The 12,003-nt window shown below is 58.3% G+C and carries 11 protein-coding genes and 1 pseudogene; 3 read left to right on the top strand and 9 right to left on the bottom strand.

Annotation, left to right across the window (positions count from 1 at the left end):
• Positions 1 to 67 precede the first annotated feature (67 nt).
• The 3 genes and pseudogenes from HMPREF0308_RS13265 to glpX form a co-directional block, all read right to left on the bottom strand.
• Positions 68 to 217: pseudogene (locus HMPREF0308_RS13265) on the bottom strand (DUF1206 domain-containing protein); the annotation flags it as partial.
• A gap of 199 nt (positions 218 to 416) precedes the next feature.
• Positions 417 to 1,817: a class II fumarate hydratase gene (locus HMPREF0308_RS06590; protein ID WP_034657174.1), complete on the bottom strand. Its 1,401-nt coding sequence runs from the start codon at positions 1,815 to 1,817 to the stop codon at positions 417 to 419.
• Between the two features lie 286 nt (positions 1,818 to 2,103).
• Entirely contained in the window at positions 2,104 to 3,117 is a 1,014-nt protein-coding gene (glpX, locus tag HMPREF0308_RS06585) for a class II fructose-bisphosphatase (RefSeq protein WP_005529940.1), read from the bottom strand.
• Between the two features lie 243 nt (positions 3,118 to 3,360).
• Here glpX and HMPREF0308_RS06580 point away from each other — a divergent pair, with 243 nt between their 5' ends.
• Complete coding sequence (locus HMPREF0308_RS06580) at positions 3,361 to 3,981, top strand: DUF4245 domain-containing protein (protein WP_005529938.1); 621 nt, start codon at positions 3,361 to 3,363, stop codon at positions 3,979 to 3,981.
• On the opposite strand, the gene HMPREF0308_RS06575 is transcribed toward HMPREF0308_RS06580, so the two are convergent.
• The 3 genes from HMPREF0308_RS06575 to xseA all read right to left on the bottom strand — a co-directional run bounded on the left by HMPREF0308_RS06575 (position 3,974) and on the right by xseA (position 5,982).
• On the bottom strand, positions 3,974 to 4,336 hold the full coding sequence (locus HMPREF0308_RS06575) for a hypothetical protein (protein WP_005529936.1): 363 nt from the start codon (positions 4,334 to 4,336) through the stop codon (positions 3,974 to 3,976). The genes HMPREF0308_RS06580 and HMPREF0308_RS06575 overlap by 8 nt on opposite strands.
• Entirely contained in the window at positions 4,336 to 4,656 is a 321-nt protein-coding gene (locus HMPREF0308_RS06570; protein ID WP_005529934.1) for an exodeoxyribonuclease VII small subunit, read from the bottom strand. Before HMPREF0308_RS06570 ends, HMPREF0308_RS06575 begins: the two co-directional genes overlap by 1 nt.
• An 84-nt stretch (positions 4,657 to 4,740) precedes the next feature.
• A complete protein-coding gene (gene xseA / locus HMPREF0308_RS06565; RefSeq protein WP_034657173.1) occupies positions 4,741 to 5,982 on the bottom strand; it encodes an exodeoxyribonuclease VII large subunit in 1,242 nt (413 codons plus the stop codon).
• A 206-nt stretch (positions 5,983 to 6,188) separates the two neighbouring features.
• Between xseA and HMPREF0308_RS06560 the strand changes: the two genes are divergently transcribed.
• A complete protein-coding gene (locus tag HMPREF0308_RS06560) occupies positions 6,189 to 7,160 on the top strand; it encodes a 4-hydroxy-3-methylbut-2-enyl diphosphate reductase (protein ID WP_005529931.1) in 972 nt (323 codons plus the stop codon).
• Positions 7,161 to 7,266: 106 nt separating this feature from the next.
• On the opposite strand, the gene HMPREF0308_RS06555 is transcribed toward HMPREF0308_RS06560, so the two are convergent.
• From HMPREF0308_RS06555 to HMPREF0308_RS06545, 3 genes are all read right to left on the bottom strand, one after another.
• Positions 7,267 to 8,019, bottom strand: coding sequence for a DUF6542 domain-containing protein (locus HMPREF0308_RS06555; RefSeq protein WP_005529929.1), 753 nt, complete (start codon positions 8,017 to 8,019; stop codon positions 7,267 to 7,269).
• A gap of 128 nt (positions 8,020 to 8,147) precedes the next feature.
• Positions 8,148 to 9,221, bottom strand: coding sequence for a DNA recombination protein RmuC (locus HMPREF0308_RS06550; RefSeq protein WP_005529927.1), 1,074 nt, complete (start codon positions 9,219 to 9,221; stop codon positions 8,148 to 8,150).
• A gap of 36 nt (positions 9,222 to 9,257) precedes the next feature.
• The gene (locus HMPREF0308_RS06545) at positions 9,258 to 10,757 is read right to left on the bottom strand and encodes an AI-2E family transporter (protein WP_005529925.1); all 1,500 of its coding nucleotides are present in this window, start codon (positions 10,755 to 10,757) and stop codon (positions 9,258 to 9,260) included.
• A 77-nt stretch (positions 10,758 to 10,834) separates the two neighbouring features.
• Here HMPREF0308_RS06545 and ychF point away from each other — a divergent pair, with 77 nt between their 5' ends.
• Complete coding sequence (ychF, locus tag HMPREF0308_RS06540) at positions 10,835 to 11,920, top strand: redox-regulated ATPase YchF (RefSeq protein ID WP_005529923.1); 1,086 nt, start codon at positions 10,835 to 10,837, stop codon at positions 11,918 to 11,920.
• Positions 11,921 to 12,003: the final 83 nt, after the last annotated feature.

Genomic DNA, 12,003 nt, shown 5'->3' with positions numbered 1-12,003 from the left:
GCAGGGCCGTAAAAGAAGCGGAACTAAACCCAGGACGCTTCACTAGGGGTAGTTTGCACACCTTGGTTTAGATCTCGTTGATGTATTTCGCACGAGCAATGGAGTAGCAGCCATTAAGGGAGAAACCAATGGCTGTGATGATGGGAAGTGCGGCGCCGAAAGGCTGCGCGGCAATGGCCGCCATGGCGCCGGAGTTCGACGCTTCGCCGGGCGCACCGCCACGAGCTGCTTAGTTAGCAGCATCGGATGCTGCGGCTTGGGCTTTACGGCCGACGTTTCGTGAGTTCATTCCTCCGATTGTGTCTAAGTCTGCAGACAGGGGGAAAGAAGAAAGCCTTCCTCCGCCCAGAATCTCAGTTGAGGGCGAAGGAAGGCTTTGGTCTTAGTGGTCTTAGCGCGGTGCTAAGTCATGGCTTTTAGAAGCGGTCACGCTCGCGGTTGGTCATGGACAGAACGTTGAGGCGCTCATCCAGCTCAGCCTCGGTGAGGTTCTCACCGTCTACGAAGCCCAAGTCGATGACAGCTTCACGCACGGTCATCTTCTGGTACAGGGCGTGCTTAGCTGCCTTGGCTGCGTTTTCGTAGCCGATCTTGGAGTTCAGCGGGGTAACGATGGAGGTGGAGGACTCAGCGAACTTCTTCATGCGCTCCTCGTTAGCCTCGATGCCATCGACGCACTTCTCGGCGAAGACGCGGGAGACGTTGGCCAGCAGGCGAGAGGACTCGAGTACGTTACGAGCCATCACTGGGATGAAGACGTTGAGCTCGAAGTGGCCATTAGCGCCACCGAAAGCGACGGCTGCGTCGTTGCCAATAACCTGGGCTGAAACCATGGTGGCAGCCTCACACAGAACAGGGTTGACCTTACCCGGCATGATGGAGGAGCCCGGCTGCAGATCCTTGAGGTGGATCTCAGCGAGACCGGTCAGAGGACCGGAGCCCATCAGGCGGATGTCGTTAGCAATCTTGTTGAGGGAGACTGCAACGGTGCGCATTGCGCCGGAGAACTCAACGAGTCCATCGCGAGCCGCCTGAGCTTCGAAGTGGTTCTCAGCTTCCTTGAGTTCCTGGACACCGGTGAGCTTCTTGAGCTCTTCGGTTACCTTTGCACCGAAGTCAGCGGAGGTGTTCAGGCCGGTGCCAGTTGCGGTACCACCGATAGCCAGCTCGCCTAGGCGAGGCAGGGTAGCTTCGATGCGCTCGATGCCGAGCTCGATCTGGCGAGCGTAGCCACCGAACTCTTGGCCCAAGGTAATTGGGGTTGCATCCATCAGGTGGGTGCGGCCGGACTTAACGACGTCCGCGAACTGCTTTGCCTTCGCGGTAAGAGATGCGTGCAGAACCTTCAGACCCGGGATGAGGTCGTTGACTGCGGCCTCGGTAGCTGCCACGTGGGTAGCAGTTGGGAAGGTGTCGTTGGAGGACTGGCCCATGTTCACGTGGTCATTCGGGTGAATCTCAACGCCGTTGTTGTGGGCGATGGAAGCGATAACCTCGTTGGTGTTCATGTTGGAGGAGGTACCAGAACCGGTCTGGAAGACGTCGATCGGGAAAGCCTCGTTGTGCTTGCCCTCAGCGATTTCCTTTGCGGCAGCGATGATGGCATCAGCCTTCTCTGCATCGAGCGCGCCGGAGTCCTTGTTGACCTGGGCGCAGGCTGCCTTGAGCAGGCCGAGGGCGCGAATCTGCGCAGTCTCAAGGCCGCGGCCAGAAATCGGGAAGTTCTCTACAGCACGCTGGGTCTGTGCACGCCACAAAGCGTCAACAGGAACCTTCACTTCACCCATGGTGTCGTGTTCAATGCGGTACTCAGTCATGAAATCCACCTCAAAAGAATGTGTTGAATAAAGATGTTTATTTAGCTGTCCGCACCACAGCTTCCAGACGTCGAAGAGGATCGAACGAATCTGCAAGTAGTGGTTGCGGAATACGATTTAGCAGAATTGTGTTGCCCGGCACGGTGCGTGGTGTGGGCGGCACGCTTCACTTCATCCAGTATGGACTAAAAAGCGCGCAAATGTGCAAGATGCACGCCCCCAAAAGTTAGGCGTGCATCAGCAAGAGTCTTCCGGAGAAAATCCGCAGGACTTTTGCCGCTAAGGCTTAGGCGTCGGCCGCGTTGGAGTAATCAACAACGGAGTATTCCTGCAGCTTAGCCAGCTTGTGAACGGAATCGATGTAACGAATGGTGCCGGACTTGGAGCGCATGACCAACGAACGGGTGCTTGCGCCATTTGCACGGTAGGAGACGCCGCGGAGCATGTCACCGTTGGTAACACCGGTTGCCGCGAAGTAGCAGTTATCAGAAGAAACCAGATCATCGGTCTTAAGGACGCGGTCGAGGTCGTGACCGGCCTTGCGAGCCTTTTCAGCTTCGGCCTCATCCTTAGGCCACAGCTTGCCCTGGATTTCGCCGCCCATGCACTTCATTGCGCATGCGGTGATGATGCCCTCTGGGGTGCCGCCGATACCCATCATCAGGTCGATGGAGTTGGAGTCCTGGCAGGTGGCGATGGCGCCTGCGACGTCGCCATCCATGATGAGACGGACCTTTGCGCCAGCTGCGCGAATATCGCTGATGAGCTGCTCGTGACGTGGACGGTCAAGGACCACAACCGTCAGGTCAGCCGGCTTGATGCCGAGCTTCTTGGCCACCGAGTTGATGTTCCACTCAACGGACTCGTTGATGTCGATAGAACCCACACCTGCAGGACCGACGGCAATCTTGTTCATGTAGAAGACTGCGGATGGGTCGTACATCGTGCCGCGCTCGGCGGCAGCAATAACGGAAATGGCGTTCGGGCGGCCTTCCGCCATCAGGCGGGTTCCGTCAACTGGGTCAACCGCGATGTCCATGGCTGCGCCCTCGCCGGTACCAACCTCTTCGCCGTTGAAGAGCATTGGGGCCTCGTCCTTTTCGCCCTCACCGATGACAACAACGCCGTTCATGGCAACGGAGTTGATGAGCTTGCGCATTGCATCCACAGCTGCGCCGTCGCCCTCATTCTTCTTGCCACGGCCGACCCAGCGGCCGGAGGCCAACGCTGCGGCCTCGGTGACGCGAACCAGCTCCATTGCAAGGTTGCGATCTGGCATGAAAGAAGTGTTTTCGGACATGTGTTTAGGCTGCCTTCCATTCATTTTTCTTGCGGCCGCTGGGAGCTTCCAGGGCACTCCTGTCTATTCTTGCACTTTTACATCGAGTTGTAGTCCGCTTTATGCCCCCGAAAGAGGGCTTTTGCCCGATCCGGGGGCAACTGAATAGGAAACTTGCTGCATATCGGTTTTCGAGAGTGTGTGATTCTTCTTTAAGTACGCGGCTTTTCGTTACGCAACAGTGTGCATGGAATACTGGTCTGCGTGGCAGCTGAAGAGAAACCCAAAATTTTTGAGGGCGCCAAAGACATCATCTTGTCTTTGGGAGTGACCGTCATCGCGATGCTTCTGGTTGTGGGAGCAACCGGTTTGTGCACCATCAACCCAGAGACCAAGCCTGGCCCAATCCAAAACGTGGACGCCAAGACCTTTTTGGAGATGGAAGCGCGTGCAACCGGTTCGGTGATTCGTGAGCCGAAGATGCCGGAGGGATGGTCACCAACCGCGGCCCGTAGGTCCGCTGTCGCTGGTGAAAACGCGGCGGTTGTCAGTTGGTTGACTGCTGACGAGGGCTACATTGAGTCGACTCAGACCAAGGTTTCTGCTGAGGAAGCTGAAAAGGGTTATGACTCTAACTACCGTGCGGAGCAGTCCGAGCGAGAAGTCGCCGGTCTCAAGGTTAAGGTTCTAGAGAGCGAAGACGCGGACGTGCGGCCGCTGTGGATTGCGGACCTAGGCGATGCCCGACTGATCCTTTCTGGCTCTGCCGCAGACGCCGACTACGAGACGGCGCTCAAGGCATTTGCCGAAGCCCCAGTGCTTCATCACAGCGAAGACGGAAGCGCCGAGAGCGCTCCGTCTGGGTTACCTGCACCAACTAACTAAAAGTGACAGATTCCAGCTGCTCTTCGTAGCTGGTAGTGACGCCCTCGCCAGCAGTTTCCACTGCCTGTGCGAGGGTTTCTTCGTCTAAACCGCTCAAACGGGTCTTGGCTAAGTAGACATCGACGCGCTCGCGCTTCGACTTCTGCGGATGGATGGTTACCGAGCGCAGCTTGTCCTCGCTAAAGCTTAAGACGATAGACCCGGAGAAGTAAGAGATTTCATTTTCGGACGCAGTGTGCGGTGTGCCGAAAAATTCCTCTGCGAGGTTGCGGGGATCCCCGAACAGGAGCGAACCTGCGGAACCTGACTTGGATACGAAATCGACGCGGTCACCTGGGTAGCCGTAAATCTGCATTAGAACTCATCCTCGGGGTTTTCTTCAAGGGACTCGTCTGGGTAGCTGTTTGCTGGTGATTCCCCAGCCTCCGACTCTGCGTCTACACGGCCCAGTGCTTGTTCGACGCGGCGCGCTGCACCATCAAGGTGCGCCTCGCAGGCCTTGGCCAAAGCCTCGCCGCGCTCCCAGTACTTCAGTGATTCGTCGAGCCCCATCTGGCCGAGCTCCAGGATCTTTACGGTCTCGATGAGTTCGTCACGAGCCTGCTCGTAGGAGAGTTGCTCTACTGGCGGAAAAGCATCTTGGCCCGGGGTGCCGGAACCGATGGTGTCATTCATATTTCCCTCTAACTTCTATCTTGTGGTTGTGTTCTTCGTAGCTGTCTTGGGTTGCTGTCTTGGTTTGAAACTATGGCTAGTTGCTTAGTCCGCGGGCTTAGCTGCCATGGCCGCCGCGGTGATGGAACCGTCACCAACCCTAATGCGCAGCTGCGATCCTGGAGGCGATTGCTCATAAGAAGTAACAACCTCAGGACCTGAGCCATCCCGGGGGACTACCTGCACGATTGAGTAACCGCGCTCCAAGGTGGCTGAGGGGCCAAGCGCCGAAACCTGCGCGCGCAAGGCTGCGATGCGATTAGTTTCTTTATCCAGCAGGTAGCGGATGTCGCGATTTATCAATGCACGGGAACGCTCCAGCTCCTCACGGCGAGCATTGATCGGCGTCATTGGGTCTGCCAGAACTGGGCGGGAGCGAATGTTTTCCAGACCGCGTCTTTCCCGCTCAACCCAGCCACGCAGGGCCGCTGCCATGCGGGAGCGTGCCTCATCGATCAAGGCGTACTCCTCAGCGACGGAAGGGACGACGCGCTTGGCGGCGTCGGTAGGCGTGGCGGCGCGCAAGTCTGCGATGTTGTCCAGCACTGGGTTGTCTGGCTCGTGCCCAATGGCTGAGACCACTGGGGTCTGAGCGGATGCCACCGCACGCTGCAGGGCTTCCTCGGAGAAGGGGAGGAGGTCTTCTACCGAGCCGCCGCCACGCGCGATGATGATGACATCGACTTCTGGGTCAGCATCGAGAGTCTGGAGAGCATCGATCACCTGCGGCACCGTATTGGCACCCTGCACCGCGGTGTTGATGACGCGGAATTGAACGGCCGGCCACCTGTCCTTGGCCACTGCCAAGACGTCGCGTTCGGCCGCAGAACCGCGCCCGGTAATCAGACCGACCTTGTGCGGAAGATAGGGAAGCGGCAGCTTGCGGGAAGGATCAAAAAGACCTTCCTTTGCAAGCTGCTGGCGCAGCATCTCAATGCGGGCCAAGAGATCACCCACCCCAACGTGACGGATCTCAGTAGTCCACAGGGAGAACGAACCGCGTCCAGCGTAGAAAGCTGGCTTACCGTAGACCACTACTCGATCGCCATCTTTGAGCGGCGTGGGCATCTTCAGCACCATGTCCGTGGGGCAGGTTAATTGCACGGACTTTTCTTGTTCGACGTCGCGCAACGTCAGATAAGAAAGCTTCCATGAGCGTTTGACGTTTACCTGGGTCAGTTGGCCTTCTACCCAAAGAAAACCGAGACGCTCAATCCAGCCCTTGACTTGGTCATTGACCTTGCCAACGGGCCAGGGCGTCTCCGGGGAGTTTGCCGGTTGATTCACAAAGCAGCCTTTCTGCACAGCGTTGAATGCCTCATAGTCTATTGCCCTTGCCGGACACGTGACCGCCCGGGGCTGCGAGCTCGGGCGTATTTACCGGTCACGCCCTGCTGTGCAGTACTCGTGCTGTACTCCTCACACTCTCTCGTAGCACGAGGATAAGCCACCCAATCTACTGTTTTCTACGACTTTTAGATACTCTGGAGGCCATGACTGAGACTGGCAAGAACGTTCTCCTGGCGGCACCGCGCGGCTACTGCGCTGGCGTCGATCGCGCAGTTGAGACGGTGGAGAAGGCGCTGGAGAAGTACGGCGCCCCAATTTATGTCCGCAAGCAGATCGTCCACAACCGCTACGTTGTGGAATCCCTGGCCAAGCGCGGCGTCATCTTCGTCGAAGAAGCCTCCGAAGCACCGGAGGGTGCACACCTGGTTTTCTCTGCTCACGGCATCGCTCCTGCCGTGCGTGCTGAGGCTGAGGGCCGTAAGCAGCTCACGCTCGATGCTACCTGCCCGCTGGTGACCAAGGTGCATAACGAGGCACGTCGTTTCCACCGTGACGGCTACCACATCCTGCTCGTGGGGCACGAGGGCCACGAGGAGGTCGAAGGTACCGCCGGTGAAGCACCTGAGGTAACGCACCTCGTTGATGGTGTAGAGGGCGTCGCCAAGCTGCCTGATTTCCTCCAAGAAGAAAAGCTCATCTGGCTGTCCCAGACCACGCTTTCGGTGGATGAGACCATCACCATCGTCAACCAGCTGCGCGAGCGTTTCCCGCACCTGGAGAACCCGCCTTCAGACGATATTTGCTACGCCACCCAGAACCGTCAGGAGTCGGTGAAGAATATCGCTCCGAAGTGCGATCTGATGATCGTCGTGGGCTCCAAGAACTCTTCTAACTCTGTGCGTCTCGTCGAGGTTGCCCTGGAGGCAGGCTCTAAGGCTTCCCACCTCGTTGACTTCGCGAGCGAGATTGATGAGGCATGGCTGGAAGGTGTGGAGACCGTAGGCGTTACCTGTGGCGCTTCCGTACCTGAGCTGCTTGTGCGCGAGGTCCTCGAGTTCCTCGACGAGCGCGGCTACTCCAACGTCGAGCAGGTTACGACGTCCACGGAGACCATTCAGTTCTCCCTGCCGCGTGAGCTGCGCCCAGCACGTACTGCACAAGGCGCTAAGGCTTAAGGCCGGAAACTTAGATACCGCGCTAAAGGCACTGAAAGACCCGACTTTCATCTCCAGTCAAGGAGGGGAGTCGGGTCTTTCTCTGTCTCTTGCTTCGCGGCAGAATCTAGTCCTCGTAGAGGTTCTCGTCGAGGGGAGAAGCTGGCTTGGCCTTGGGCTCTTTAGCAGGCTGCTTGTCGACGTCACCTGCGCGGCGCTGCGGATCCGGGCGACGCGGGGCGAAATCGGAGTCGTCGTATTCCGCCGAGCTAACGCTCGCAGCTCGCTCGCGAGCCTCGCGCTCGACTGCTTGCTGTCGCCGGCGCTCTTCGCGGTCCATTTCCCGGAGGCGTCCGGTGCGCTGACGAGCTGTTTCTTTCGCCTTCTTATCGCGGGCGATGAGTTCCGCAACGGAAAGTCGCTCATCACGATTGCGTCTTTCTGCCTTTTGTTGAGCGCGGCGGGCAACCTGGGCTTTGACGTTGCGTGACTTGGCATTGTTCTTGCCGTTCCACAGCCTAAACACGGCAAGGAGAGCACACAGAAGGAAGACGATGATCAGCCACGGAAAGCGCTGGAGGAATGGGAAAGCTGTGGTCAAAAGGGAGGTAGTGGAGAATGGGGAGGCCCCTTCCGGTGCCGCTTGCACGGCCAAAATCCACGATGTTGAAACAATGGCCACCGTAAACAGCAAGGGGATGCTGATCACCAAGAGATACAACCCGCGGGGGTTGACCAAGAAAGTCATGGCGAGTGCGCCGAGCGTGAAAACGGCGAAAAATGGCCAGCCGATCGAACCCACGACGATCGTGATGAGTGCTGCAACGATTAACGCAGCTACCAGACCAAAGAGGGCCTTGGGCAGCGTTAGCCCGTGCACGGCGGCAGATTCACGTCTGGCTCGGTGGTTTCGATTTTTGGCAAGTGACACGCCGGACGATTCTACAGGCTTTGCTGGCCCTTTCGGTATTTTCTTGGCCGAATGTGGCGAAATTAATTGCCTAATAGTTAATCTTCGAAACGCGGCCGACGTGGTTCGGCCTGTACCGGCTGGGGTTCCACGGGGCGTCGGTCGGTGCGCGCAGGAATTTCTAGCTCATACAAGCGGCGCGCGGTGACACCGACTCTAGAATCCAAGGAACCCAAACTCGAGTTGTAGGCTTCGACTGCCTTTTCCAGGCTGCGGCCGACCTTGTTGTAGTGCTCGTTGAGCGTGCCCAGCCTGGAGTAGAATTCGCTGCCAAGCCTCTGGACTTCCCTGGCCTTTTCGGAGAGGTCCTCGTGGCGCCAGCCCAGAGCAACAGTGCGTAAAAGTGCGAAGAGCGTGCTCGGGGTAGCGATGACAATGTTGCGCTCGAAGGCGAATTCCAAGAGCTCGGGGTCGACGCCCAGCGCGGCATCGAGGAAAGGATCCGCCGGTACAAAGAGCACCACGAACTCCGGCGTGGGAGAAAAGGCTTCGATGTAGTCGCGATGGGCCAGCGCCTGGACATGATTGCGCAACAGATGCGCGTGGCGTCTTAAATAGCCCGCATGCTCTTCCGGGTCCTCGGTTTCAAGGGCATCAAGATAGGAAGAGAAGGGGACTTTGGCATCTACGATGACGCTGCGCCCACCCGCGAGGTGGATGACTAGGTCTGGGCGGACCGTGGTGCCTTGAATTCGGGCCGTGGCCTGCGTATTAAAGTCGACGTGCTTGAGCATGCCGCCGATTTCAACCACGCGCTCGAGCTGCATCTCTCCCCATCGGCCGCGCACGTTCGGCGAGCGTAGTGCGCCAACCAGCTTGTCGGTTCTGTCGGTTAGCTTCGTGGAAGTACGCGTCACAGCCTGGACCTGACTCGACAACGCTGCGAGTTCCGTGGCGCGGCTTTCCTCGAGCTCCTGCAGCTGGTAGCCCAACCTATCCATCGCCTTTTCCAGCGGGGCAAGCTCTGCCTGGCGGCGCTGTGATTCCTGGAGGGCGGGGTGTTCGGCAGAAGGCTGGGATGAGCTAGAGCTATATGCGCGTGCCAACCATCCGAGGATGGCTCCCAGGATGACGCCGAAAAACAACAAAAGCACGGGCAAGGCAGTAGACATGCTCACCACCCTTGCACGTGCTCAGGACATCCCGGTTTAATCCTTCTTGTCTGGATGCAACAAGTGTTCGAAACGGGACATTGCTCGCTGGACGCTACCTCGAACAACGTGGGCGCGGGCACCGCGCGATGCAGGGGCCTCCTCGTCACCGATGTTATTGGGCCGGGCATCCATGTTGACTGCGTCGTCGAGCCTGTCTCCCACGCCTTCGTGTGCGACGTCGGCAGGCGCCGCATTGGGGGCTTTGTGATCCGGCATTGTCAGCCACTCGGCGCGCTTATGTTCGCCCTGCTCCTGGGTGTAGCGACCGATGAGGAAGCCGGCGACGGTAGCAAAGTGCAGTTCTTCGGCTGTTTTCTCTCCGGATTTCAGCTTCATCATGTCTTGGAAATAGCGGTAGGCAACCGCGAACATGGCAGCGGCCGGTACCGCCAGGAATGCACCTACGAGATTGAAGAGTGCAGAACCCACGGTGACGGAGGTTAAGACCACCACTGGGTGTAGGTTCATGGCCTTGGACTGCAGCCATGGGGAAAGCACGTTTCCCTCAAGTTGCTGGACCACCAAGACCAGAAGAAGGACGAGCAACGCCTTCGTGACTCCCAGCGAGACCAGTGCAATCGTCACGGACAGGGCGCCGGCCACGATGGCGCCGACAAAAGGAATGAAGCCTGCGATAAACGTGATGATGGCCAATGTCAGCGCGAGCGGAACGCCAATAATCGCGAGGCCGATGCCGATGAAGACGGCATCTACTAGCGATACGAGAGCCTGCGCGCGGACGAAGCCGCCCAAGGTGTTCCAACCGCGGGTCAAAAGCTCGGTGAGGTGCCAGCCGGTGCGGCGCCCCGTGGCTTCGCGCAGCCAGGGCAGAAAGTGGTGGCCGTCCTTGAGGAAGAAGAACGTGAGGACCAGGACCACCATCAATGTGACAATCATGGAAGTGGCCTGGCCGATGCCGTTAAAGACGGAGCCGGCGATGGAGCCTGCCTGCTTCTGTGCCCACAGGGCGATCTCGTCGATGTAGGTTCCGATCTCATCCTCGTTAAGGTTCAACGGTGGCTGTTGTACCCACAAGCGAAGAGCCTGGATACCGTTTGCGGTCTGCAGATACAGCGTCTGTGATTGGCGCACAAAGTTAGGCGCAATGAAAAGGAAAAGCGCGCCCAACCCGCTGAAGGAAACGAGGATAGTCAGTACAGCGGCAAGTGAACTCGGTACGTGATGGCGCCGTAGCCATCCTGCGACAGGTGCGAGCACAGTACAGATAATGAGTGCCAACAGAATCGGCAGGATGCCGCGCCAGAAGTTTCCAGCCATGCGGAATAGCGCATAGAGGAATACACAAATAACAAAAAGGCGCAGAGCCCACAGCGAGGTCGACTTGATGACCTCGCCGACGACAACGGAACGGTCGACCTGATCTCCCGGTGGGTGAGGGGAGACGTCGTCAAGCGATGTCGCGTCGACGGAACCATCGAAACGATCGCCAAGCCCAGCTTGGTCCAGATCAGACTTGTGTCCAGAAGGCGGCATGGATGATGCGGAAGGCGATTGAGAACTCACCCCACCATCTTGCCTGAAAAAATTCCGCGTGCGTTAGGATTGCCCCTGTGAGTCTTACACTTGGAATCGTCGGCCTGCCTAACGTTGGCAAGTCCACGCTGTTTAATGCCCTGACCCGTTCCGACATTTTGGCGGCCAACTACCCGTTCGCCACGATTGAGCCGAACGTTGGCCTCGTGGAGCTGCCGGATCATCGCCTTAACCGCTTGGCGGAGATCTTTAGCTCCGAGCGCATCCTGCCTGCGACCGTGTCCTTTGTGGACATCGCCGGCATCGTGGAAGGCGCGTCCAAGGGCGAGGGCATGGGCAACGCCTTCCTCGCTAACATCCGTGAGGCAGACGCGATCTGCCAGGTGGTTCGCGCTTTCTCTGATGACAATGTCATCCACGTTGATGGCAAGGTTGACCCAGCGCACGACATCTCTGTGATCAACACTGAGCTGATTCTGGCCGATCTGCAGACCATCGAGAAGGCTCTGCCGCGACTGGAGAAGGAAGCGCGCAAGAACAAGGATCTGGCTGAGACCGTTGAGGCCACCAAGAAGGCGCAGGAAATCCTAGAGGATGACCGTACCTTGTTCGCTGCTTCCAAGAACGGCGAAATCGACCTCGCTCTCGTGCGTGAGTTGCACTTGATGACTTCGAAGCCGTTCCTGTACGTCTTCAACTCTGATGAAGCAGTGCTTACCGACGACGCGAAGAAGGCCGAGCTCGCCGAGCTCGTTGCCCCAGCAGAGTGCGTGTTCCTTGATGCCCAGACTGAGACCGAGTTGCTTGAGCTCGACGAGGACGAAGCGATGGAGCTCCTCGAGTCCGTCGGCCAGACCGAGCCTGGCCTGGCAACTCTGGCTAAGGCAGGTTTTGCAACGCTCGGCCTGCAGACCTACCTGACTGCTGGTCCGAAGGAAGCCCGCGCTTGGACCATCAAGCAGGGTTCGGCTGCTCCGCAGGCTGCGGGGGTAATCCACACCGACTTTGAGAAGAAGTTCATCAAGGCCGAAATCGTTTCCTTTGATGACCTCGACGCCGCTGGCACCATGGCCGAGGCCCGCGCCGAGGGCAAGGTCCGCCAAGAGGGCAAGGACTACATCATGCAGGACGGCGACGTCTGCGACTTCAAGATTGGTGGCTAGCGCTCGCCTGAGATTAAAACTGTAGTCTCAGCATTGCTTGAGCCGCCGAGTTGTTGGCAACTCGGCGGCTTGCTAACCTAAAA

This window comes from Corynebacterium striatum ATCC 6940, from assembly GCF_000159135.1.
GTDB classification, from domain to species: domain Bacteria; phylum Actinomycetota; class Actinomycetes; order Mycobacteriales; family Mycobacteriaceae; genus Corynebacterium; species Corynebacterium striatum.
The sequence above is the reverse complement of the archived record's forward strand: the minus strand, read 5'-3'. Positions and strand labels throughout refer to the sequence as shown.